The sequence below is a fragment of the Streptomyces sp. HNM0645 genome, from assembly GCF_030056615.1.
Lineage (GTDB): Bacteria > Actinomycetota > Actinomycetes > Streptomycetales > Streptomycetaceae > Streptomyces > Streptomyces marianii.
This window is the reverse complement of record NZ_JASHLT010000022.1, coordinates 90,872-113,310: the sequence shown is the minus strand read 5'-3', so window position 1 is coordinate 113,310 and position 22,439 is coordinate 90,872. Positions and strand designations below refer to the sequence as shown.

Here is a 22,439-nt window from a genome sequence, read left to right as displayed (position 1 = left end):
CCTCGTCACCCGCTCGGCCCAGCGCCCCCTCACGTCCGGCGACGCCGTCCCCGGAGCGGCCTCGATCGGGCGCGGCACCGTCCGCGCCCGCGTCCGGGCCCCCGCCCGCCGGCAGCGGCGCGGGGGTGCGGGCGGCCGGACCGTACCCGTCCGGCGCGCCCGGAGCGGAGTCCCGGCGGCCGGCGGCCGGATCCTCGCGCCCAGGTCGTTCAGTTCGCTTCATCGACTCCACCCGTCCCCGTACGCGACGCTCCTACCCAACGGCCGTACGACTTCTCCCTACCTGTGGTACTCCCGGGGCGCACGTCGAGTTCCCACGGCCATATCGGATGATGTGCTCATGAAAAACCAGCGGGCCGGGTACGGCCTGTTCGCCGCACTCGTCGCCCTGACCCTGCTGATCTCCGGCGCGATCATCACCACCTTCTCCCTCGTCGGCCCGGACGACCGGCGGCAGGCCGCTCCCGGCACCAAGACCGGCGGTCGGCCCGGCAACACGACGGCGCAGGCCGTGGGCACGGGTGGCTGGACCGGGACCTGGTCCGCCGCACCGGGAAAGGCCGGAGCCGCCCCCGCCGGCGGGCATTCCGTACGGAACGTCGTCCACACCAGCCTGGGCGGCAGCGAGGCCAGGATCACCCTGTCGAACCTCTACGGGACCGAGCCCCTGCACATAGGCCGCGCCTCCGTCGCCGTCGCCGCCGGGGGCGCGGCCGCCGTCCCGGGCAGCCTGCGGCCGGTGCTCTTCGACGGACACCGGTCCGTCACGGTGCCCCCGGGCGGGCACGTCGTCGGCGACCCGGCCCTCCTCGCCGTCCCCGAGGACGGGCATCTCCTCGTCACCCTCTTCGTCCCGGCGCCCGGCGGGGGCACGGTCACCCTGCACGCGCGGGCGCACCAGACGTCGTACCTGGCCGAGGGCGACCGCACCCGCGACGCCGGCGCGGCGCACTACACCCTGCGCACCTCCTCCTGGCACTACCTGACGGCCGTCGACGTCCGCAATCCGGCCGCGCGCGGCACGGTGGTCGCCCTCGGCGACTCGCTCACCGACGGAGCGGGCTCCACGCCCGACACCGACCGCCGCTGGACCGACCACCTGGCCGACCGGCTGCGTTCGGGTCGATGGGGGTACGGCGTCGTCAACCAGGGCATCAGCGGCAACCGGCTCCTCCGGGACGGCATCGGCCCGAGCGGGCTGTCCCGTCTCGACCGTGATGTGCTCGACCGGCCGGGCGCCCGGGTCGTCGTGATCGCCCTGGGCGTCAACGACCTCCTCCGGCCGGCCGGCACGGCGGACCCGGCAGGGGTCACGGCCGGGCTGCGGAACCTCGCGGACCGGGCGCGGGCACGCGGACTGCGGGTGGCCGGGGCGACGCTCATGCCGTTCGAGGGGCACCCCCGCTTCAGCCCGGCGCTGGAGGCCGCCCGGCAGGAGATCAACGAGGCCGTCCGCGCGGGCACCGTCTTCGACGCCGTCGTCGACTTCGACCGCGCGCTGAGGGATCCGTACGCCCCGGAGCGGCTGCATCCGGCGTACGACTCCGGGGACCATCTGCACCCCAACGACGCGGGGTACGCGCGGATGGCGCGCAGTGTGGATCTCTCCGTGCTGATGGGCGAACGGGCGGCGGCCCGCCTCTGACACGGGAGCGGGGCGCCGCGGTAGGAACCGCGCCGCACCGGTCCGTCCCGAGGCGGGGACGCCACGAGACGGAGACGCCACGGGACGGGGCCGGGTCAAGGTCCGCCGAGCCCCGTCCGGGGAGCCGCCGGTCGGGGCCCGGCGTGTGAGGGGACTCCGGCCGGCGGCGTGGCTCAGAGGCCCAGGTCCTTGATGATCTTCGCCACGTGGCCGGTGGCCTTCACGTTGTACAGCGCCCGCTCGACCTTGCCGTCCTCGTCCACGACGACCGTCGACCGGATGACTCCCGTCACCGTCTTGCCGTAGAGCTTCTTCTCGCCGAACGCGCCGTACGCCTCCAGGACCGCCTTCGACGGGTCGCCGACGAGCGTGACCTTGAGCTCCTCCTTCTCGCGGAACTTCGCGAGCTTCTCGGGCTTGTCCGGGGACACTCCGATCACGTCGTAGCCGGCGCCCGCCAGCAGGTCCAGGTTGTCGGTGAAGTCGCAGGCCTGCTTGGTGCAGCCCGGGGTCAGGGCCGCCGGGTAGAAGTACACGATGACCTTGCGGCCCTTGTGGTCGGCGAGCGAGACCTCGTTGCCGTCCGCATCGGGCAGGGTGAAGTCCGGGGCGGTGTCGCCGGGCTGGAGTCGCTCGCTCATTCTCGGTTCTCCTCAGGGATGTGGACGTACGGCACCGAGCGTAATAGGGGTGCCGTTGGGTGCGGTCGGCGTCGAGCTGACAGACTGTCGAGGAAGGATTACCGAAACGACGACGGAGGCGGCGCGGTGTCGGACGCCAGGACCCCTGCGCAGATCGAGGCGGACATCGTCCGCCGGCGCGAGCAGCTCGCCGAGACGCTCGACGAGATCGGGGTGCGGATGCACCCCAAGACGATCATCGGGGACGCCAAGGCCAAGGTCGCCTCGGCCGTGGACCAGACCGCGGGGCGGGCGTTCGTGGCCGCGAATCGTGTGGTGATCGATGTGAGGAACCGGTTCGTGCACCCGGACGGCGCGCCCAGGCTGGAGCGCGCGGTGCCGGTGGCGCTGGCCGTCGTGGGCGTGGTCGGTCTGCTGGCCCTGGCCGCCAGGAAGCGGAAGGCGTGACCCCGATCCACCCCGGAAGCGGCCCGACCGGCGTTCGGCAGGTAGGTTCGGTGTCGTGAGCGACAACACCCTCGACAAGCACGACAAGCTGCCCATCAAGATGCTGCACGACCGGGTGCTGGTCCGGTCGGACGCCCCCGAGGGCGAGCGGCGGTCCGGCGGCGGCATCCTGATCCCGGCGACCGCGGCGGTCGGTCGGCGTCTGGCCTGGGCGGAGGTGGTCGCCGTCGGGCAGAACGTCCGTACGGTCGAGTCCGGCGACCGCGTGCTGTACGACCCGGAGGACCGCGCGGAGGTCGAGGTGCGCGGCGTGGCGTACGTACTGATGCGCGAGCGCGATCTGCACGCCGTCGCCGCGGACCGCTTCGAGGGCGCCGAGGACTCGACCGGGCTGTACCTGTAGCGGTCCGCCCGGGGAGCCGCCCGGCCACGGTGCCGGTGCGCGCCGTCCGTCGCACGCCCGGACGAACCTCGCGGCCCCTGCCGCGGCGGCTCCCCCCACGGCAGGGAAAGGCCTGGTGACACCGTCATCAGGCCTTCCTCATGCCCTCTGCTACGGTGGGGCCGACCCGACGAGACGCGCCGTACCGGGCAGGCAAAGACGACGCACCCCGCAACGAAGTCCGCGTCTCGGAGGTGCCCGTCAATGGCCTGGGTCCTGCTCCTTCTCGCCGGTCTGCTCGAGGTCGGCTGGTCGATCGGCATGAAGTTCACCGAGGGTTTCACCCGGCTCTGGCCGAGCGTGTTCACCGCCGCCGGGATCGTCGCCAGCATGCTGCTGCTGTCCCACGCCACCAGGACGCTGCCCGTCGGAACCGCGTACGGCGTCTGGGTCGGCATCGGGGCGGCCGGTGCCGCGATCGTGGGGATGGCCGTCCTCGGTGAGCCGGCGACCGCCGCCCGGATCTTCTTCGTCGTCCTGCTCCTCGTCGCCGTGGTCGGCCTGAAGGCGACCTCGGGCCATTGATCCCGCCCAGGGCGGAGCGTCCCACCACCAGCCGACCGGCCCTCGGCGAAGCGGGTCACAGCCGGTCGGGGACCACACCCCAGCCGTCCGTGCCGCCCGTCCCCTGCGGACCGCTGCCGTCGCCTCCGCCGCCGGTGGAACCCCGGGTGGCCCCGCCTTGCACCCCATCGCCCTGCTCAGTGCCGCCGTCCGGCCCGCCGGTCGCCGAACCGCCGGTGCCCCGGCCCGCCGTGGGCGGGCGGCCGCCCGGGGTTCCTCCCGCCGGCGGAGTGCCGCCGTCGCGCGGGATACCGCCTTCCGCGGCACCGCCGGTCTCCGGCCAGTCCGCCGGTGGCGGCGTGCCGGTGGCGGACCGGCGGTCGTCGGTGCGGTCCTCGTCCCCGACCGGCCCGAAGGTGTCGTCACCGGGCAGGTCCGGCTCGTCGAACGGGTAGAACTCCTCCTCCGCACCCTCGGCGACCGTCAGGTCGAAGTCCTCCGCCTCGCGGCCGGCCAGCGCGGCCGCCGTGAACTCGCCCCAGATCGCCGCGGGCGCCCCGCCGCCGTTGATCCGCGGCAGACCCAGCGCCCCGTAGAGCGACTTCTGGGCACCGGTGTCCGGATCCTGGCCCATGACGGCGACGACTGTCGCCAGATCGGGGGTGTAGCCGGCGAACCAGGCGGCCCTGTCGCCCTCCGCCGTGCCCGTCTTGCCCGCCGCGGGCCGTCCGGAGGACAGCGCCGCCGTGCCCGACCCCTGCCGCACCACGCCCATCAGCACGGACGTGGTGGTGTCCGCCGCCTCGCGGCTGATGGCCTGTCTGGCCGGCGCGGTCGGCAGGTCCAGTTCCACACCGCCCTTGGTGATGCGCTCGACCAGCGTGTACGTGCCGTGGCGGCCGTGGTTGGCGAGCGTCGCGTACGCCTCGGCCATGTCCAGGACGCTCGCGGTGGCCACACCGAGCGCGATGGACGGCGTCGCGGTCAGGTCCGGGGTGCTCTCCGGGACGCCGAGGGCGATGGCGGTCTCCCGCACCCTGCGCGGTCCGACGTCCTGGGCGAGCTGCGCGTACACCGAGTTGACCGAGTGGTCCGTGGCCATCCGCAGGCTCAGCGGGCCGTAGGAGACGTTGTCCTCGTTCTCCGGCGCGTAGCCGGTCGGACCGTGGCGGCCCTGCACCTGGCGCCGGTCCGTGCCGTCGTAGAGCGTGTCGGGGGTGATCCGCCGGCCGTCCTGGGTCACGGAGCCGTTCTCGACGGCCGCGGCGAGCACGAACGGCTTGAACGTCGAACCGACCTGGTAGTCGCGGCGGGTGGCGTTGTTGACGTACTGCTTGGTGTAGTCGATGCCGCCGTACATGGCGACGACCTTGCCGCTGGCGGGGTCGATCGACGCCCCGCCCACGCGGACGTTGCGGTCGGCGGCACGGCCGGGATCGCGCCGGGACATCACGTGCCGGTCGACGGCGGCGACGAAGGCGTCCTGCTTCTTCCGCTCCAGCGTGGTGGTGATGCGGTAGCCGCCGCGCGCCAGGGTCTTCTCGTCGACGATCCCGTTGCCGGTGATCCAGTCCTCGACGGCCTGGACGACGTAGCCGCGCTGTCCGGAGAGCCCCGTGGCGGGACCCGCCGTCTGCGGCATCGGGAAGATCATGGTGGCCCGGTCGGAGAGGGGCAGCCATTTCTCCGTCACCATGCCGTCGAGCGTGTAGTTCCAGCGGGCCAGCGCCCGGGGCCGGTTCTCGGGATGGGCGGCCACGTCGTACGCGCTGGGCGCGTTGAGCAGTGAGGCGAGGTAGGCACCCTCGGCGGTGTCGACCGCGCCGATGTCCTTGCCGTAGTAGGCGTGGGCGGCGGCCTGGATGCCGTACGCATTGCGGCCGAAGTAGCTGGTGTTGAGATAGCCCTCCAGGATGTCGGCCTTGCTCTCCTCCCGGTCGAGCTTGATCGCGATGAAGAACTCCTTCACCTTGCGGGTGACCGTCTGCTCCTGGCCCAGGTAGTAGTTCTTGACGTACTGCTGGGTGATGGTGGAGCCGGACTGCTTCCCCTTGCCGGTGACGGTGTTCCACGCGGCACGGACCATCGCCTGGGGGTCGACGGCCCGTTCGGAGTAGAAGTCGCGGTCCTCGGCGGCGAGCACCGCGCGCTGGACGGAGAGGGGAATCTGGGAGAGCCGGACGCTCTGCCGGTTGACCTCGCCGTCGCGGGCGACCTGCGTGCCGTCCTTGTAGAGGTACACGTTCGACTGGGCCGTGGCCGCGGAGTTGGCCGGCGGGATACCGACCAGCAGATAGCCGGTGACGAAACCGCCGATGAGCAGGAGCGCGAACAGCAGGGAGGCGCCGAGGACCGTCCGCCAGGTGGGGACGGCACGCCGCAGACCGGTGCGCCGCGGGCGGGTCCGGTCGCGGCCCGGACGGGCGCCGACGTCCGGCGGCTCCGCGCGGTCCTGCCGGCCCTCCCGGTCCGCGCGCACGTCCGGGCCCTCCCGACCGGGCCCCCCGTCCCGTTCCTCCCCACCCTTCTCGCGCGGCGGGCCGGGCACCAGGCGGCCGACGGCGGTCGGATCCCTCGGGTTCCGGCGCTGCTGTGGCTCGTGACTCATGTCCGTGGAGACTCCTCGGGCCCCTGCCCGGAGGAACACCTCCGGCCGGAAGCTGACATTTCGGGCGATTCGCTGTGTGCCCATACTGCACTTCCCACCCCCTCGCCCCCAGGACCCCCGCCCGGAATACGGTCGCGGCGGCCGCTTCCGCTGGGCTAGGGTCATGCGCTTTGGCGCGTCCGTGCCGGACGCGGAGCCCTTGCGACGATTCCCACCGAAGGAGGCTGTCTGGTGCGGCTCTACGCAGTCGTAGCGGCAGGTGGCTTCCGGCGCTATGCGACATACCGGGTGGCAACGGCGGCGGGTGTCTTCACCAACACCGTCTTCGGCTTCATCATGGCGTACACCTATATCGCCCTCTGGGACGAACGCCCGCAGCTCGGCGGCTACGACCTCTCCCAGGCCGTCACCTTCGTGTGGCTGGGCCAGTCCCTCCTGATGACCTGCGCCATGATGGGCGGCGGCTTCGAGGACGAACTCATCGAACGCATCCGCACCGGCGACATCGCCATCGACCTCTACCGCCCCGCCGACCTCCAACTGTGGTGGCTCGCCGGAGACCTGGGCCGCGCGGCCTTCCACCTCCTCGGCCGCGGCGTCGTCCCCCTGCTGCTCGGCGCCCTCGCCTTCGACCTCGCGCTGCCCGCGTCCCCGCTGCCCTGGCTGGCCTTCCTCACCGCCGTGCTCCTCGGCGTCGTCGTCAGCTTCGCCCTCCGCTACCTCGCGGCCCTGTCGGCGTTCTGGCTGATGGACGGCGCCGGCGTCCTCCAGGTCACCTGGCTGGCCGGCCTGTTCTTCTCCGGCATGCTGCTACCGCTCACCCTCTTCCCCGGCGCCCTCGGTGAACTCGCCCGGCTCCTTCCCTGGTCCTCACTGCTCCAGATCCCCGCCGACGTCCTCCTCGGCAAACGCACGGGCTGGGGGCTCGTCCACGCCTACGCCTTCCAGCTGGGCTGGGCGGCCGCCCTCCTGGCCGCGGGCCGGCTCCTCCAGTCGGCCGCCACGAGAAGGGTGGTGGTCCAGGGTGGCTGAACCACCACGGCTCCCGCGGACGGCCGGACGCCCGCGACCCGCCGCACACCTGCGCACCCTGCGGTCCGGACTGCGCACCTACGGACTCATCGCCGCCATGTGGATGCGCTCCACCATGACCTACCGCGCGTCCTTCGCCATGACCGCCCTCGCCAACCTCGCCGCCACCTCCTTCGACTTCGTCGTCATCCTGCTGATGTTCGCGCACGTCGACACCCTCGCCGGCTACGGCCTGCCGGAGATCGCCCTCCTCTACGGATCGGCCGGAACCGCCTTCGGCCTCGCCGACCTCGCGATGGGCTCCATGGACCGGCTCGGACGACGCGTGCGCGACGGCACGCTCGACACCCTCCTCGTACGGCCCGCCCCCGTACTCGCCCAGGTCGCCGCCGACCGCTTCGCCCTCCGCCGCCTCGGCCGCATCACCCAGGGCCTGCTGGTCCTCGGCTACGCACTCCTCGCCCTCGACATCGCCTGGACCCCGCTCAAGGCCGCCGTGGTGCCGATGATGCTGCTCAGCGGGGCGGCGATCTTCGCCGCCGTGTTCATCACCGGCGCGGCCTTCCAGTTCGTCGCCCAGGACGCCGCCGAAGTGCAGAACTCCGTCACCTACGGCGGCAACACCCTGCTCCAGTACCCGCCCACCGTCTTCGCGAAGGACCTCGTGCGGGGCGTCACCTTCGTCGTACCGCTCGCCTTCGTCAACTGGCTGCCCGCGCTCTACCTACTCGGGCAGCCCTATCCGCTCGACCTGCCCCGCTGGCTCGCCTTCACCCCACCGATCGTCGCCGCCGTGTGCTGCGCGCTCGCCGGAGCCGCGTGGCGGGCGGGTCTCCGTACCTACCGCAGCACCGGGAGCTGAACCGTGACCGAGGAAGCCACCCGCACCCCGGACCCCGTCCGGACCGGCGACCTGATCCAACTGGAAGGCGTGGAGAAGGCCTTCGACGTACGCCGCCGATCGGGCCTGCTGCGCCGCGAGAAGACGCGGGTGCGCGCCGTCGACGGCATCAGCTTCACCGTGCCGCGCGGCGAGATGGTCGGCTACATCGGCCCCAACGGCGCCGGGAAGTCCACCACCATCAAGATGCTGACGGGCGTTCTGACCCCCAGCGGCGGACGACTGCGCGTCGCCGGGATCGACCCGTCACGCGAACGCACCCGGCTCGCCCGGCGCATCGGCGTGGTCTTCGGGCAGCGCACGACACTCTGGTGGGACCTGCCGCTCATCGACTCGTATCGCCTGGTGCACCGCATGTACCGGATTCCGGACGCCCGCTACCGGCAGAACCTGGAGCGCTGCGTCGAACTGCTGGACCTCGGCGCCCTGCTGGACGTACCCGTACGGCAGCTCTCCCTCGGACAGCGCATGCGCGGCGACATCGCCGCGGCCCTGCTGCACGACCCCGAGGTGCTCTACCTCGACGAACCCACCATCGGCCTCGACGTCGTCTCCAAGGCCAAGGTGCGCGAGTTCCTGCGCGACCTCAACGCCGAACGAGCGACGACCGTCCTCCTCACCACCCACGACCTCACCGACATCGAGCAACTGTGCAAGCGCGTCATGGTCATCGACCACGGGCGGCTCGTCTACGACGGCACCCTCGCCGGACTCCACGCGGTCGCGCCGGGCGAACGCACCCTCGTCGTGGACCTCGAACGCCGGCTCCCGCCCATCGAGGTCGCGGGCGCGCGGCCGGTACGGGTCGAGGGTCCGCGCCAGTGGCTCGCCTTCCCCGCCTCGGCATCGGCGGCACCGATCGTCGCGGCCCTCGCCGCCGACTATCCACTGGTCGACCTGTCGGTGCGGGAGCCCGACATCGAGTCGGTGATCGCGAAGATGTACGCGGAGCGTTGGACGGCGCCGTGAGCGCCCCGATTGACTAGGCTGAACGCATGACGAGCGACCTTCCGGACATGCGGGCCTCCGACACCGAGCGGGAGCGGATCGCCGAACGGCTGCGGGACGCCGTCGCCGAGGGCCGCCTCGACATGGACGAATTCGAGGAACGGCTCGACGCCGCCTACAAGGCGCGTACGCACGGGGATCTGGAACCCCTCGTACGGGACCTCCCGGCCCCGGGCGGAGCCCCGGCACCGCTCTCCGCCCCGCCGGCCCCCTCGACCGGCACCGTGGACTACGCCCGGCGCACCGGCCACCCTCCCACCTCCAGGGGCGCGTTCGCGTTCTGGAGCGGCTTCGGCCGCAAGGGCACCTGGACCATCGCCCGCAGGTTCACCGCCGTCGTCCTGCAGGGTGGCGGCGAGATCGACCTGCGCGACGCCGACTTCGAGGACCGGGACGTCGTCATCCGCTGCTTCACGCTCATGGGCGGCATCCAGGTCACCGTGCCCCCGGACATGCACGTCGACGTCAGGGGCTTCGGCTTCATGGGCGGCTTCGGCGAGGCCGGCTCCGGCGGCGACCCGGACGACATCGCCCCCGGCTCACCCCGTGTGACCGTCACCGGCTTCGCCCTCATGGGGGGCGTCGGCGTCGAACGCAAGCTCCGCAAGGCCGACAAGCAGCGCCTGAAGGAGGCCCGCCGGCGGGAACGCCTGGACAAGCGCGAGGACGGCGGTGCGCCCGGCGAGCTGGAGTAGCCGTGCCCGCCTCCGAGGGCGGGCGCCGACCCTTCGGGCGGGGGAACGGCCCTCCGAGCGGGGGCCGGCGCCGGCCTTCGGGGGACGGGTCCCGCGTGACCATCCGACGACCGGTTCGTCACTCCGTGCGGGGACGCGAACACGCGGCCGATGCGGAGGGGGACGCAACACATGCCGGTGAGCCCGTACACACGAGAACGCCTGTCGGAGGCGGCGAGTACGTCGCGGACACTGTCGGAGGCGCTGGGGAAACCGGGGGCGGGGGCGGCTTCGCGGCGGTACGTCCACGAGCGGATGAAGCGGATGGGCGTGGACACCTCGCACTTCGAGCGCGAGGGAGCACGGTGGACGAAGGACGTCCTCGAACCCGTGGTCGCCGCGTCGACCGGTGTGACCGAGGTCCTGCGCCGGCTCGACCTGGACGTGGTCGGCGGGCACCACACGCGCATCGGCCGGCGCATACGAGCCTGCGGCATCGACACCTCGCATTTCGTGACGCCGTCGCGGGCGGTCGGAGGCCGGGGCCGGGTGGCGCGCCGTGGGCTCCTCGTGGAACAGCCCCGAGCGGATTCCCGGCGGACGGCCGGTCGCCGCCTGCGGGGCGGCGCACCAGAGCGGCGCACCTGCGGCGCGCGCTCCGGGAGATCGGCCTGCCCGAAGCGTGCGCCGACTGCGGCACCGGGCCAAAACGGCTCGGGCAGCCCATGACTCTCGAGGTCGACCACATCAACGTCGACCGGCTGGACGATCGCGCCGGGAACCTGCGCCTGCTGTGCCCCAACTGCCACGCGACCACGGCCACATGGTGCCGGGGCGGCCGCCGGCGCGGCGACTGAGAACCCTCTCCGCACCGTACGCCGACCGCGCCCAGTACAGTGGGCGCGGAACAGGCGCCCGTACGCCAAGGGCTGAGCGGCGATCTTTAGGTGGTCGTGTTTGTCGGTTCGAATCCGACCGGGCGCACCATGGCCGAGGGCTCGGCTCGCTTCCCGCGAGCCGAGCCTTCTCTGTGTACACCTCAGCCCAGCATCTCCCGCACCACCGGGACCAGCGCCCGGAACGCCTTCCCCCGGTGGCTGATCGCGTTCTTCTCCTCCGGGCTCAGCTGCGCGCAGGTCCGCGTCTCACCGTCCGGCTGGAGGATCGGGTCGTAGCCGAAGCCGTTCGTGCCGGACGGGACGTGGCGCAGGGTGCCGCGCAGGCGGCCCTCGACCACGCGTTCCGTGCCGTCGGGGAGGGCGAGGGCGGCCGCGCAGGCGAAGTGGGCGGCGCGGTGCTCCTCGGTGATGTCGGAGAGCTGCGCGAGCAGCAGTTCGAGGTTGGCCGTGTCGTCGCCGTGGGTGCCGGACCAGCGGGCGGAGAAGATGCCCGGGGCGCCGCCGAGGACGTCGACGCAGAGGCCGGAGTCGTCGGCGACGGCGGGGAGGCCGGTGGCCTGGGCCAGGGCGTGCGCCTTGAGCAGGGCGTTCTCGGCGAAGGTGACGCCGGTTTCCTTGACGTCGGGGAGGTCGGGGTAGGCGTCGGCGCCGACGAGTTCGTGGCTGAGGCCGGCGTCGGCGAGGATCGCGCGGAGCTCGGTGATCTTTCCGGGGTTGCGGGTGGCGAGGATCAGGCGGGTCATGCGCCCAGTATCTCCGCGGCGGTGGGGCCGCGGGCGCCGCGGGTGGGGTTCACGGCGCCCGGCGGGCCGGGGTTCAGGAGGTGCAGACCTTGCCGAGTTCGGTGGCGGCGTCGGTGACCGGCTTGATGTCCGGGGTGGCGTCGCCGTTCTCCACGGACGTGCGGACGTTCTCGACTCCCTTGGAGAGGTCGTCGACGGCCTTGGAGAGGTCGGCGTTGTCGGTGGTGTCCTTGAGGTTGCCGAGTTCCCTGTCGATGTCGTTGAGGGCCTCGGTCAGCTGTGTCGGGTCCTCGGAGGCGGTGGAGACGGCCTGGGAGAGCCCGTCGACGCTGGTGGCTATGGCGTCGGCGGTCTTCACGCAGTCGAGGGCCTTGTCGACGGCACCGCAGCCGACGACTCCGGTGAGCGCGACGGCGGTGACGACGGCGAGTGCGATACGGCGGCTGCGCATGGTGCAGTCCCTCCCCTGGTTCTCGGACGGGCGTACGGTTCGGCCCGTACGCCCGTACCTGCTGTGACGCCGGCAGTGGCGTTCTTGGTTGCTTCTTTACTTTCGGAGGGCGACCCCGCCTGGGGACCGGCCTCGGCTCGGGTCACCGGCCCGGGGGCGCGGGTCGCTCACGCGGAGCCGTGTTCACTCGCCGATCGCGGTGGCGAGGGCAGCGGTCTGGAGTGCGGCGAGGTCGGCGCAGCCGCCGGTGGCGAGGTCGAGGAGCGCGTTGAGCTCCTTGCGGTCGAACGGCTCGGCCTCGGCGGTGCCCTGGACCTCGACGAAGCGGCCGTCGCCGGTGCAGACGACGTTCATGTCGGTCTCGGCGCGGACGTCCTCCTCGTAGCAGAGGTCCAGCAGGGGCGTGCCGTCGACGATGCCGACGGAGACGGCGGCGACGGTTCCGGTGAGGGGCTTGCGCCCGGCTTTGACGAGCTTGTTCGCCTGGGCCCAGGAGACGGCGTCGGCGAGGGCGACGTAGGCGCCGGTGATGGCGGCGGTGCGGGTGCCGCCGTCGGCCTGGAGGACGTCGCAGTCGAGGACGACGGTGTTCTCGCCGAGGGCCTTGTAGTCGATGACGGCGCGCAGGGAGCGGCCGATGAGGCGGGAGATCTCGTGGGTGCGGCCGCCGATCTTGCCGCGGACGGACTCGCGGTCGCCGCGGGTGTTGGTGGAGCGCGGCAGCATGGAGTACTCGGCTGTGACCCAGCCTTCGCCGCTGCCCTTGCGCCAGCGGGGGACGCCTTCGGTGACGGAGGCCGTGCAGAAGACCTTGGTGTCGCCGAAGGCGATGAGGACGGAGCCCTCAGCGTGCTTGCTCCATCCGCGTTCGATGGTGACGGGGCGGAGCTGTTCGGGGGTGCGGCCGTCGATACGAGACATGTGGTGAGCCTATCCGTACGCGCGTGAGGGGCTCGTTCCGGTGGGGAACGAGCCCCTCACGGGTGAGACTTCGCCGGGGTCGGACCGGGGGCGGACCGGGTCGGACCGGTGTGGAGACGGAGTCGTCGGCGTGGAGACGGAGTGGACCGTGGCGCGCCGTCAGCGGTGCGGTCTCGCGCGGGTGAGCGGGGAGGCGGCTCGCGCGGGGGTCACATCATGTCTTCGATGTCCGCGGCGATGGGGTCGGCGTCGGTGCCGATGACGACCTGGATGGCGGTGCCCATCTTGACGACGCCGTGGGCGCCGGCGGCCTTCAGCGCGGCCTCGTCGACCTTGCCCGGGTCCACGACCTCGGTGCGGAGGCGGGTGATGCAGCCCTCGACCTCTTCGATGTTGTCGATGCCGCCGAGCCCGGCGACGATCTTCTCAGCCTTGCTGGCCATGTCCTTCTCCCTGCGTTCGAGAGGCCCGTTCGGGGCGCTCAGCGCTGCCTCGGCCCACCATCGGTCCGTTTCGTCACGGTAATGCACGGTTGGCCCATCTTCATGGGCGATTGACCGTCACCTATCGAATGATGACGATCACCGGCGACCCGCTTCCGCCACGGACCTCGATCGGACCACGGGGAAAACCGGGGCCAGACCGGGGCCGTACGAGAACTGGTCTACACCAGTCTGCAACACCTGCCAAACCAGGCGACTTCCGGGAGGACGCCGATGAGCACCGAGAGCGCGGCCGTACCGCGGCGGACGTGGCGGCACAGGTCGTTCCAGGGGCTCCAGAAGATGGGGCGCAGCCTGCAGCTCCCCATCGCCGTGCTGCCCGCGGCCGGCATCCTCAACCGCCTCGGCCAGCCGGACGTCTTCGGCGACCAGGGCCTCGGCTGGACGAACCTCGCCAAGGTGATGGACGGGGCCGGCGGCGCGCTGCTGGACTCGGGCCTGGGACTGCCGATGCTCTTCTGTGTGGGTGTCGCCATCGGCATGGCGAAGAAGGCGGACGGCTCGACGGCGCTGGCCGCGGTGGCGGGTTTCCTCGTGTACTACGGCGTGATCCGGGAGTTCCCCGAGGAGTGCATCGACCCCGCGACCCCGGCGGCCACCGGCTGCCGGGCCGTGGACGGTTCGGTCACGGCCTTCACATATCAGAACCCGGGCGTCTTCGGCGGGATCGTGATGGGCCTGATGACCGCGTACATCTGGCAGCGCTACCACCGCACCAGGCTGGTGGACTGGCTCGGCTTCTTCAACGGGCGCCGGCTCGTGCCGATCATCATGTCGTTCGTCGCGATCGCGTTCGCGGCACTGTGCCTGTGGGTCTGGCCGCCGGTCGGCGGAGCACTGGAGAGCTTCAGCAACTGGCTGCAGGACCTGGGCTCGTGGGGCGCCGGCATCTTCGGCGTGGCGAACCGCGCACTGCTGGTGGTGGGGCTGCACCAGTTCCTGAACGTACCGCTGTGGTTCCAGTTCGGCTCGTACACCAAGCCCGACGGCACGGTGGTGCACGGCGACATCAACATGTTCCTGAACGGGGACCCGAACGCGGGCCTGTTCACCACGGGCTTCTTTCCGATCATGATGTTCGCCCTGCCGGCGGCGGCACTGGCGATCACGCACTGCGCGAAGCCGCACCGGCGGGCCGAGGTGGGCGGGCTGATGACGTCGGCGGCGCTGACGTCGTTCGTCACGGGCATCACGGAGCCGCTGGAGTACTCGTTCATGTTCGTCGCACCGGTGCTGTACGCGATCCACGCGGTGCTCACGGGCGTCTCGATGGCCGTCACCTGGGCGCTGGGCGCCAAGGACGGCTTCTCCTTCTCGGCGGGCTTCATCGACTACGTGATCAACTGGGGCCTGGCGACGAAACCGTGGCTGATCGTCCCGGTCGGCCTGGGCTTCGCGGCGGTGTACTACGCGATCTTCCGTTTCGCGATCACCAAGTTCGACATCAGGACGCCGGGCCGCGAGCCGGACGAGATCGGTGACGAGATGGAGCGCGAGGTCACCAAGTAGCGGGAAGCCCGCGCGTGACCGCGAGCGGCACCCACGGGCGCCGACAGGGGCAGTTGCGAGGGCTCCGGGCGAATGACCGGGCACCCGGGAATCGCAGGTTCCTTATCTTTCCCTCACGTGCTACAACTGGTCTACACCTCTGACTGGTGTAGACCATGCGGTCCATACCATCGCGTTACCCGAGTCGCCGCCGTCCCCCCTCTTCCCCCGGTGCCGGGCGGCGCCCTGCCCACTGGAGGAAGTTGTGACCACGGCCACCGTCGACACGGCGCCGCCCGCCAAGAAATGGGGCTCCGGCCTGTTCCAGGGCTTGCAGAAGGTGGGCCGCAGCCTGCAGCTGCCCATCGCCGTGCTGCCCGCGGCGGGCATCCTGCTGCGTTTCGGCCAGCCCGATGTCTTCGGCAAGGACGGCCTCGGCTGGGACAAGGTCGCCTCGGTGTTCGCGACCGCCGGCGACGCCGTCTTCGCCAATCTGCCCCTGCTGTTCTGCATAGGCGTCGCGATCGGTTTCGCGAAGAAGTCGGACGGGTCCACCGCACTCGCGGCCCTCGTCGGCTTCCTCGTCTACAAGAACGTCCTCACCGCGTTCCCGGTGACCGAGGCAGTGGTCAACACCACCGCCAACAAGGGCGTCGACGTCGCCGCGACGTACAACAACCCCGGCGTCCTCGGCGGCATCGTCATGGGCCTGCTGTCCGCGGTCCTGTGGCAGCGCTTCCACCGCACGAGGCTGGTGGACTGGCTCGGCTTCTTCAACGGCCGCCGGCTCGTGCCGATCATCATGGCCTTCGTCGGAGTGGTCGTCGGTGTCTTCTTCGGCCTCGTCTGGGAGCCGGTCGGCAACGTCATCTCCGACTTCGGCCAGTGGATGACGGGGCTGGGCGCCGGCGGCGCCGGACTGTTCGGCCTGATCAACCGCGCACTGATTCCGATCGGCATGCATCAGTTCGTGAACACCGTTGCCTGGTTCCAGATCGGCGACTTCACGAACGCCGCTGGCGAGGTCGTCCACGGCGACCTGCACCGCTTCTTCGCCGGTGACCCCGAGGCCGGTCTGTTCATGACGGGCTTCTTCCCGATCATGATGTTCGGTCTCCCGGCCGCCGCCCTGGCCATCGCGCACTCAGCCCGCCCGGAGCGCCGCAAGGCCGTCACCGGCATGATGCTGTCGCTCGCCCTGACGTCGTTCGTCACCGGCGTGACCGAGCCGATCGAGTTCTCGTTCATGTTCATCGCGCCGCTGCTCTACGTGATCCACGCGGCCCTCACCGCCATCTCGATGGCGGTGACCTGGGTCTTCGGCGTCCATGCGGGCTTCACTTTCTCCGCCGGCCTGATCGACCTGGGCCTGGGCTGGAACAAGGCGACGAGCCCATGGCTGATCATCCCGATCGGTCTGTGCTTCGCGGTCGTCTACTACGTGGTCTTCCGCTTCGCGATCACCAGGTTCAACCTCCCGACGCCGGGCCGCGAGTCCGACGAGGAACTGGCCGAACTCGAGAAGGCCGAGGCCAAGTAGCAGTCGGGACCGCCAGGTGGCCAGCCGGTCCACATGGCGGTCGCGGCCGGCACGCACGCGGGCCCCCGCACTCCCCTCCGGAGCGTGGGGGCACGCCGGTGCGCCCCGGGCCCGCTCCGCGCCGGCCCACCGGCCGTTTCCCCAACCCCGGTCCGTGCGCTCGTCCGCCCGCTCAGGCCTCCGCGGCCGGTACGCACAGCACCGGGACCCGCGAGATGTGCAGCAGCTTGTGCGGGGTCGAGCCCAGGAGGGCGCCGCGCAGTGGGCTCTCGCCGTAGCTGCCGACGACGATGACGCGGGCGTCGTGACGGTCGGCGGCGTCGAGCAGCGCCTCGGCCGGCCCCTCGTCGAGGATCTCGACCGCCGTGGGTACGCCCGCGTCGTCGGCGACGGCGACGGCGTGGGCGAGGGCGGTCCTGCCGGACTGGCGTATGGCCTCCAGATGGCTCCGGTACTCCTCGCCGAGCGTGCCCGGGGGCGCGGCGCCGAAGACCAGGACGAGCGGCTCGCGGAAGGCGGCGGCCACCTCGACGGCCACCCGCAGCGCGCGCACGGAGCCGGGCGACTCGTCGTATCCGAGGACGACGGCCATCTCACGGCCCTCCGGATCCGTTCCCGCCGCCGCCACTGCCGGTACCAGTGCCTGTGCCGGTGGTGCCGCGTGCGAGGTCGGGGTCGCAGACGCTCGGGCGCTCGTGCCAGAAGCGGTCGCTCGTCAGCCGGCGGCCAACCATGATCAACAGTCCCACCACGACGATGAAGATGCCGATGACGAGCGGCGGGCCGACCCCGAACCACGAGACCCCGCTGTAGGAGTTGGCCGGGTTGGACATGTCGATGACGGACTCCACCAGCAACCACAGCAGCAGCACGGCGCCGACCACCGGTCCGAGGCCGATGAGCAGGAAGTTGCGCACGCTCTCGGTGAGATGGCGGCGGTAGTAGACGGCGCAGGCGATGCCGGTGAGGGCGTAGTAGAACGCGATGAGCAGCGAGAGGGCCGTGAGCGAGTCGAGCAGGGCGTTCTCGCTGATCTGGCTGACGACGAGGTACCAGACGACGGCGACGACCGCGACGGCCCAGGTGCTGACGTGGGGCGTGCGGAAGCGGGGGTGGATCCGGGCGAGGGCGGCGGGCAGCGCGCCGCGCCTGGCCATGGAGAGCCCCGTCCGGGATGCCGGGATGATCGTCGTCTGGGTCGAGGCGAGCGCGGACGTGGAGACGGCCAGCAGGACGAGCCAGTCCCAGCCGCCCAGGACCTGCCGGGCGAGGGAGGCGAAGACGAACTCCTCCTCGGCGGCGTTCTCGGCGAGGTAGGCGGGTCCGGCGAAGGCGACGACCGCGATGGTGACCGAGAGGTACGTGCCCAGCAGGACGACCGTCGACCAGATGCCGGCCCGCCCGGGGGCGCTGGCGGAGTTCTTGACCTCCTCGGTGAGGTTGACCGCCGACTCCCAGCCCCAGTACATGAAGACGCCGAGCAGCAGACCGGCGGTGAGTGCCGCGCCGCCCGCCCCGAGGGGATTCAGCCAGGTGATCTGCGGCTCGACGGCGCCGAGCGAGCTGGTGCCCGCGTACACGCGGTAGACGGCCACGACGGCGAACGCGAGGAGCGACGCGACCTGGGCGAGGATGAGCACGTTCTGGACGTGTGCCGAGGCCTCGGTGCCGACGACGCAGATGGCGGTCATGACGAGGATGAGCAGCACGGCGAGCAGCTGGCGTACGAGGTCGTTGGCGGCCCAGCTGTCAAGTCCCACGGTGAGCAGCCCGAAGCCGACGGCCACGTCGGCGAGCGAACCGACGACGAGCACGCCGGTCATCATGATCGCCCAGCCGCCGAACCAGCCGGCCCAGGGCCCCATGGCGCGGGTGACCCAGGAGAAGGTCGTGCCGCAGTCCTGGTCGACCCGGTTGAGGTAGAAGAAGGCCGATGCGATCAGCAGCATCGGCACGAAGGAGGCGAGCACGACGCCGGGCGCGTAGACGCCGACGAGAGCCACCACCGCGCCGATGACCGCGGCCAGCGAGTACGCGGGCGAGGTCGAGTTGACGCCGATGACGAGCGCGTCGAGGAAGCCGATCGCGTTGTGCTTCAGCTCTCCGGGCCCTTCCCGGCTGTGCGAGCTGGGCGGTGGAGGGAGGGTGTCCTTGACGTCATCGGCCATGTTTCCTCGCAGATCAGGACGATGTGTCGCTTCTGTGCGAGTTTAACGGGAGACGTCGCTCCTGGCCTGCGGAGTGGATCTCCGCCTCGGGCGGCAGGACGGAAGCGCCCCGCGGCCCGACCGCCTCACAGCTCGTAGACCGCGCCCGGGGCCGCCAGTTCCACGGGGCCCCGGAAGACGTCCCGCGCGTCCGCGAGGTTGCGCTCGGCGTCCGTCCACGGCGGGATGTGGGTGAGCACGAGGCGCCCGACCCCCGCGCGGGCGGCGTGGGCGCCCGCCTCGCGGCCGTTGAGGTGGAGGTCCGGGATGTCCTCCTTGCCGTGGGTGAAGGCCGCCTCGCAGAGGAAGAGGTCCGTGCCGTCGGCGAGGTCGGCCAGGGGGTCGCAGACACCCGTGTCGCCGGAGTACGTCAGGGAGCGGCCGCCGTGCTCGATCCGGATGGCGAAGGTGTCGACGGGGTGCGCGACCTTCTCGGTGCGCACGGAGAACGGCCCGATCTCGAAGGCGCCCGGCTTGAGGGTGTGGAAGTCGAAGACCTCGCTCATCGACTTGTCGGAGGGGGTGTCGGCGTACGCCGTGGTGAGCCGCTGCTCCGCGCCCTCCGGCGCGTACACCGGGATGGCGTCGCAGCGGCCGCCGTCGTGGCGGTAGTAGCGGGCCACGAAGTACGCGCACATGTCGATGCAGTGGTCCGCGTGCAGATGGCTCAGGAAGACGGCGTCGAGGTCGTAGAGACCGATGTGGCGCTGCAGCTCACCGAGGGCGCCGTTGCCCATGTCGAGGAGCAGCCGGAAGCCGTCGGCCTCTACGAGGTAGCTCGAGCAGGCCGATTCCGCGGACGGGAACGACCCCGAGCAGCCGACGACGGTGAGCTTCATGGAGCTTGAACCTCCGTGGACGGTCGTCCGGTGGACGGGGAACGTGGGCGGGTGGCGGGGTGCCGAGGCGTGCGCAGGGGAGGTCGTGCGGTGCGTCGAGCGTAAGGCGCGAAGGGGTCGGGCGCTCCTTCGCAGGTACCCGTTGTGGGGGAACTCACCTGCCCTGTCACCGGATAGGACGACGCGTGACGGCGGGCGCGCGGCGCGCGCGTCCCGGGATGCGCGCCGGTACCGTCTGAGGTATGGACACGTCATGGTGGCTCGCGCTGGGCGCGGTGGTGGCGGTCGCGCTGCTGGCGGCCGTGACGCGGGTGAGGCCGGGCGGTCGCGCGGGGAAGCCCGGCGGAGGACCGCCGGGCAGGGCGCCGACGAGGCCGCGGGGCCGCGCCCCGGGCGGACGGCCCGGCAGGCCGGCGGAGGGTGCCGTGCGTCCGGGGCCGGAGCGGCGGCCGCAGCCGGGCGAGATCTGGTGGGCGGACGTCCCGTTCGAGGACGGGCCCGGCTCCAAGGACCGGCCCTGCCTGGTCCTCGCCGTGCACGGCGGCGCGGCACGCGTCGCCAAGATCACCAGTCGCTATCACGACGAACGTCCGGGCGTGATCCCGCTACCGCCGGGCACGGTAGGCGACACGCACGGGCGCCCGAGCTTCCTGGAGACCGACGAACTGCGCGAGGTTTGCGTACGGGACTTCCGCCGGCGGGTGGGTGTGGTGGACCCGCTGCTGTGGGACCAGCTGCGCCACCTGTGACGCCGTCCGGGCACCTGAACGCCTCCGTGTGTCCGGGCCGGCGCCCGGCCACGGGCGGGCGCCGGCACCCCGCGGCGTCCAGGCGTGCGACCGGGCCCTCCGCGCACCCGGGCAGGTGCCCGACGGCACGGGGAGGCATGCCCGGGGGCACGGCGTCAGGCCCAGAGCTGGCCCTGGAGGGTTTCGACCGCCGCCTCCGTCGACGGCGCCGTGTAGACGCCGGTGGAGAGGTACTTCCAGCCGCCGTCGGCCACGATGAAGACGATGTCCGCGGACTCCCCCGCCTTCTGCGCCTTCCTGCCCACACCGATCGCCGCGTGCAGCGCCGCCCCGGTGGAGACCCCCGCGAAGATGCCCTCCTGCTGGAGGAGCTCACGGGTGCGGGTGACGGCGTCGACCGAGCCGACCGAGAAGCGGGTCGTGAGGACGGACGCGTCGTACAGCTCGGGGACGAAACCCTCGTCGAGGTTGCGCAGGCCGTAGACGAGGTCGTCGTACCGGGGCTCCGCGGCGACGATCTTCACATCGGGCTTGTGCTCGCGCAGGAAGCGGCCGACGCCCATGAGGGTGCCGGTCGTGCCGAGGCCCGCGACGAAGTGGGTGATCGAGGGGAGGTCGGCGAGGATCTCCGGGCCGGTGGTGGCGTAGTGGGCACCCGCGTTGTCCGGGTTTCCGTACTGGTAGAGCATCACCCACGACGGATTCTGGGCGGCGAGCTCCTTGGCCACGCGCACGGCCGTGTTGGAGCCGCCCGCCGCGGGCGACGAGATGATCTCGGCGCCCCACATCGCGAGGAGCTGCCGGCGCTCCTCGCTCGTGTTCTCCGGCATGACGCAGACGATCCGGTAGCCCTTGAGCCTGGCCGCCATCGCCAGCGAGATGCCGGTGTTCCCACTGGTCGGCTCCAGAATCGTGCAGCCGGGCGTGAGACGGCCGTCCTTCTCGGCCTGCTCGATCATGTGGAGCGCGGGACGGTCCTTGACCGAGCCGGTCGGGTTGCGGTCCTCCAGCTTGGCCCAGATGCGGACGTCCTCGGACGGGGACAGCCGGGGCAGCCGGACGAGCGGGGTGTTGCCGACCGCGGCGAGCGGGGAGTCGTAGCGCATGGGGTGGTCCGGCCGATCAGGCCATACCGCCGGCGACGGCCGGCAGGATCGTCACGTTGTCGCCGTCGGACAGCTTGGTGGAGATGCCGTCGAGGAAGCGGACGTCCTCGTCGTTCAGGTAGACGTTCACGAATCGGCGCAGCTGCTCGCCGTTCGCCTCGTCGACGATCCGGGCCTGGATTCCGGGGTGCCGGGTCTCGAGGTCGGCGAACAGCTCGGCGAGCGTGTCCCCGCTGCCCTCGACGGCCTTGGCGCCGTCGGTGTAGGTGCGGAGGATGGTCGGGATGCGGACCTCGATGGCCATGGCATGGGCTCCTGTCGGGAGTGGCGTAAGGGGCGTTGCGTAAGGGCGCGCGGCTGGGCCCCCGCGCAGGGGCTGGTGCGGGCTGCTGCGTTCGTGGGCCGTGGGCTCAGGCCGTACGGCTGTCCGCGCAGCGCGTACAGATGGCGCTGGCCAGGCGGCACAGGTCGACGTGCAGTCGCGCCACGAGCAGCGGCGTGCCCGGCGTCTTCTCACTCACGTCGTGGGGAACCATGCGGTCATCGTAACGATTCCCGATCCGGCCCCCGGCATGTGATCTCGCATCATGGACCTGATCTGTTCGCCTGATGGAATCTCGCCCTCAGTACGCGTCGACGACCCGGATCTCCTCCTCGGCGACCTCGCCGTCGAGGATCCGGAAGGAGCGGAACTGGAACGGGCCGGCGTCGTCGGTGTCCGCCGTGGAGACGAGCACGTAGTGGGCGCCGGGCTCGTTGGCGTACGAGATGTCCGTCCGGGACGGGTACGCCTCGGTCGCCGTGTGGGAGTGGTAGATGATCACCGGCTCCTCGTCCCGGTCGTCCATCTCCCGATAGAGCTTCAGCAGGTCCGACGAGTCGAACTCGTAGAACGTGGGCGAACGGGCGGCGTTGAGCATGGGGACGAAGCGCTCGGGCCGCCCTTCGCCGACGGGTCCCGCGACCACGCCGCACGCCTCGTCGGGGTGGTCCTCGCGGGCGTGGGCGACGATCCGGTCGTAGAGGGCCTGGGTGATGGTCAGCATGAGGACGAGAATAGGCGGACGGTTCTCGGATCTGAGATCCGGGGA

Annotated in this window: 25 protein-coding genes, 1 tRNA gene, 1 pseudogene and 1 riboswitch; of the genes and pseudogenes, 13 read left to right on the top strand and 14 right to left on the bottom strand. The window is 71.6% G+C overall.

Translation table 11 applies throughout. The features are described 5' to 3' along the window. Nucleotides 1-223: pseudogene (locus QMZ92_RS18230) on the bottom strand (DUF445 domain-containing protein); the annotation flags it as partial. Between the two features lie 117 nt (nucleotides 224-340). Here QMZ92_RS18230 and QMZ92_RS18225 point away from each other — a divergent pair. Next, nucleotides 341-1,645, top strand: a complete 1,305-nt coding sequence (locus QMZ92_RS18225) for an SGNH/GDSL hydrolase family protein (protein WP_283298434.1) — start codon at nucleotides 341-343, stop codon at nucleotides 1,643-1,645. Between the two features lie 173 nt (nucleotides 1,646-1,818). On the opposite strand, the gene bcp is transcribed toward QMZ92_RS18225, so the two are convergent. After that, on the bottom strand, nucleotides 1,819-2,286 hold the full coding sequence (bcp, locus tag QMZ92_RS18220; RefSeq protein ID WP_138055005.1) for a thioredoxin-dependent thiol peroxidase: 468 nt from the start codon (nucleotides 2,284-2,286) through the stop codon (nucleotides 1,819-1,821). Nucleotides 2,287-2,412: 126 nt separating this feature from the next. Between bcp and QMZ92_RS18215 the strand changes: the two genes are divergently transcribed. The 3 genes from QMZ92_RS18215 to QMZ92_RS18205 all read left to right on the top strand — a co-directional run bounded on the left by QMZ92_RS18215 (nucleotide 2,413) and on the right by QMZ92_RS18205 (nucleotide 3,700). Then, nucleotides 2,413-2,733 (top strand): DUF3618 domain-containing protein, encoded by a 321-nt coding sequence (locus QMZ92_RS18215; RefSeq protein WP_283298433.1) that lies wholly within the window; start codon nucleotides 2,413-2,415, stop codon nucleotides 2,731-2,733. 55 nt (nucleotides 2,734-2,788) lie between these two features. Then, nucleotides 2,789-3,136 (top strand): GroES family chaperonin, encoded by a 348-nt coding sequence (locus QMZ92_RS18210; protein ID WP_138055003.1) that lies wholly within the window; start codon nucleotides 2,789-2,791, stop codon nucleotides 3,134-3,136. Between the two features lie 137 nt (nucleotides 3,137-3,273). After that, a riboswitch (guanidine-III (ykkC-III) riboswitch) is annotated at nucleotides 3,274-3,344 on the top strand. A gap of 35 nt (nucleotides 3,345-3,379) precedes the next feature. Continuing rightward, nucleotides 3,380-3,700, top strand: coding sequence for a DMT family transporter (locus tag QMZ92_RS18205; RefSeq protein WP_283298432.1), 321 nt, complete (start codon nucleotides 3,380-3,382; stop codon nucleotides 3,698-3,700). A gap of 55 nt (nucleotides 3,701-3,755) precedes the next feature. Here QMZ92_RS18205 and QMZ92_RS18200 read toward each other — a convergent pair whose 3' ends face one another. Further along, nucleotides 3,756-6,287, bottom strand: a complete 2,532-nt coding sequence (locus tag QMZ92_RS18200; RefSeq protein ID WP_283298431.1) for a transglycosylase domain-containing protein — start codon at nucleotides 6,285-6,287, stop codon at nucleotides 3,756-3,758. Between the two features lie 231 nt (nucleotides 6,288-6,518). Here QMZ92_RS18200 and QMZ92_RS18195 point away from each other — a divergent pair, with 231 nt between their 5' ends. The 6 genes from QMZ92_RS18195 to QMZ92_RS18170 all read left to right on the top strand — a co-directional run bounded on the left by QMZ92_RS18195 (nucleotide 6,519) and on the right by QMZ92_RS18170 (nucleotide 10,889). Beyond that, the gene (locus QMZ92_RS18195; protein WP_283298430.1) at nucleotides 6,519-7,319 is read left to right on the top strand and encodes an ABC transporter permease; all 801 of its coding nucleotides are present in this window, start codon (nucleotides 6,519-6,521) and stop codon (nucleotides 7,317-7,319) included. Beyond that, nucleotides 7,312-8,181 (top strand): ABC transporter permease, encoded by an 870-nt coding sequence (locus QMZ92_RS18190; RefSeq protein ID WP_502962086.1) that lies wholly within the window; start codon nucleotides 7,312-7,314, stop codon nucleotides 8,179-8,181. Before QMZ92_RS18195 ends, QMZ92_RS18190 begins: the two co-directional genes overlap by 8 nt. 3 nt (nucleotides 8,182-8,184) lie before the next feature. Continuing rightward, entirely contained in the window at nucleotides 8,185-9,189 is a 1,005-nt protein-coding gene (locus tag QMZ92_RS18185) for an ABC transporter ATP-binding protein (protein WP_283298429.1), read from the top strand. A 26-nt stretch (nucleotides 9,190-9,215) separates the two neighbouring features. Further along, a complete protein-coding gene (locus QMZ92_RS18180) occupies nucleotides 9,216-9,923 on the top strand; it encodes a DUF1707 SHOCT-like domain-containing protein (RefSeq protein ID WP_283298428.1) in 708 nt (235 codons plus the stop codon). Nucleotides 9,924-10,627: 704 nt separating this feature from the next. Next, on the top strand, nucleotides 10,628-10,759 hold the full coding sequence (locus QMZ92_RS36410; RefSeq protein ID WP_502962085.1) for an HNH endonuclease: 132 nt from the start codon (nucleotides 10,628-10,630) through the stop codon (nucleotides 10,757-10,759). 54 nt (nucleotides 10,760-10,813) lie between these two features. Continuing rightward, nucleotides 10,814-10,889, top strand: a tRNA-Leu gene (locus QMZ92_RS18170). Between the two features lie 52 nt (nucleotides 10,890-10,941). On the opposite strand, the gene rdgB is transcribed toward QMZ92_RS18170, so the two are convergent. The 4 genes from rdgB to QMZ92_RS18150 form a co-directional block, all read right to left on the bottom strand. Then, a complete protein-coding gene (rdgB, locus tag QMZ92_RS18165) occupies nucleotides 10,942-11,544 on the bottom strand; it encodes an RdgB/HAM1 family non-canonical purine NTP pyrophosphatase (RefSeq protein WP_283298427.1) in 603 nt (200 codons plus the stop codon). Nucleotides 11,545-11,617: 73 nt separating this feature from the next. Further along, nucleotides 11,618-11,995 carry a DUF8711 family protein gene (locus QMZ92_RS18160; RefSeq protein ID WP_283298426.1) on the bottom strand — a complete coding sequence of 126 codons (378 nt, stop codon included), beginning with the start codon at nucleotides 11,993-11,995 and terminating at the stop codon, nucleotides 11,618-11,620. A 183-nt stretch (nucleotides 11,996-12,178) separates the two neighbouring features. Continuing rightward, nucleotides 12,179-12,916: a ribonuclease PH gene (gene rph / locus QMZ92_RS18155; protein WP_283298425.1), complete on the bottom strand. Its 738-nt coding sequence runs from the start codon at nucleotides 12,914-12,916 to the stop codon at nucleotides 12,179-12,181. A gap of 209 nt (nucleotides 12,917-13,125) precedes the next feature. Beyond that, nucleotides 13,126-13,359: a PTS sugar transporter subunit IIB gene (locus tag QMZ92_RS18150; RefSeq protein WP_123187908.1), complete on the bottom strand. Its 234-nt coding sequence runs from the start codon at nucleotides 13,357-13,359 to the stop codon at nucleotides 13,126-13,128. A gap of 273 nt (nucleotides 13,360-13,632) precedes the next feature. On the opposite strand from QMZ92_RS18150, the gene QMZ92_RS18145 reads away from it, so the two are divergent. Further along, the gene (locus QMZ92_RS18145) at nucleotides 13,633-14,928 is read left to right on the top strand and encodes a PTS transporter subunit EIIC (RefSeq protein WP_283298424.1); all 1,296 of its coding nucleotides are present in this window, start codon (nucleotides 13,633-13,635) and stop codon (nucleotides 14,926-14,928) included. Between the two features lie 244 nt (nucleotides 14,929-15,172). Beyond that, nucleotides 15,173-16,447 (top strand): PTS transporter subunit EIIC, encoded by a 1,275-nt coding sequence (locus QMZ92_RS18140; protein WP_283298423.1) that lies wholly within the window; start codon nucleotides 15,173-15,175, stop codon nucleotides 16,445-16,447. 172 nt (nucleotides 16,448-16,619) lie between these two features. Here QMZ92_RS18140 and QMZ92_RS18135 read toward each other — a convergent pair whose 3' ends face one another. The 3 genes from QMZ92_RS18135 to QMZ92_RS18125 form a co-directional block, all read right to left on the bottom strand. Further along, nucleotides 16,620-17,039, bottom strand: coding sequence for a universal stress protein (locus QMZ92_RS18135; protein WP_283298422.1), 420 nt, complete (start codon nucleotides 17,037-17,039; stop codon nucleotides 16,620-16,622). A 1-nt stretch (nucleotide 17,040) separates the two neighbouring features. Continuing rightward, entirely contained in the window at nucleotides 17,041-18,615 is a 1,575-nt protein-coding gene (locus QMZ92_RS18130) for an APC family permease (protein ID WP_283298421.1), read from the bottom strand. Between the two features lie 125 nt (nucleotides 18,616-18,740). Next, nucleotides 18,741-19,493, bottom strand: coding sequence for an MBL fold metallo-hydrolase (locus QMZ92_RS18125; protein WP_283298420.1), 753 nt, complete (start codon nucleotides 19,491-19,493; stop codon nucleotides 18,741-18,743). Between the two features lie 242 nt (nucleotides 19,494-19,735). Between QMZ92_RS18125 and QMZ92_RS18120 the strand changes: the two genes are divergently transcribed. Next, nucleotides 19,736-20,242 (top strand): type II toxin-antitoxin system PemK/MazF family toxin, encoded by a 507-nt coding sequence (locus QMZ92_RS18120; protein ID WP_283298419.1) that lies wholly within the window; start codon nucleotides 19,736-19,738, stop codon nucleotides 20,240-20,242. A 155-nt stretch (nucleotides 20,243-20,397) separates the two neighbouring features. Here the strand turns inward: QMZ92_RS18120 and QMZ92_RS18115 are convergent, their stop codons facing one another. The 4 genes from QMZ92_RS18115 to QMZ92_RS18100 form a co-directional block, all read right to left on the bottom strand. Next, complete coding sequence (locus QMZ92_RS18115) at nucleotides 20,398-21,348, bottom strand: PLP-dependent cysteine synthase family protein (RefSeq protein ID WP_283298418.1); 951 nt, start codon at nucleotides 21,346-21,348, stop codon at nucleotides 20,398-20,400. A 16-nt stretch (nucleotides 21,349-21,364) separates the two neighbouring features. Beyond that, nucleotides 21,365-21,652, bottom strand: coding sequence for a MoaD/ThiS family protein (locus QMZ92_RS18110; protein WP_018891608.1), 288 nt, complete (start codon nucleotides 21,650-21,652; stop codon nucleotides 21,365-21,367). A gap of 106 nt (nucleotides 21,653-21,758) precedes the next feature. Continuing rightward, nucleotides 21,759-21,884 carry a putative leader peptide gene (locus QMZ92_RS18105; RefSeq protein WP_283298417.1) on the bottom strand — a complete coding sequence of 42 codons (126 nt, stop codon included), beginning with the start codon at nucleotides 21,882-21,884 and terminating at the stop codon, nucleotides 21,759-21,761. 87 nt (nucleotides 21,885-21,971) lie between these two features. Then, nucleotides 21,972-22,394: a M67 family metallopeptidase gene (locus QMZ92_RS18100; protein ID WP_283298416.1), complete on the bottom strand. Its 423-nt coding sequence runs from the start codon at nucleotides 22,392-22,394 to the stop codon at nucleotides 21,972-21,974. Nucleotides 22,395-22,439 lie beyond the last annotated feature (45 nt).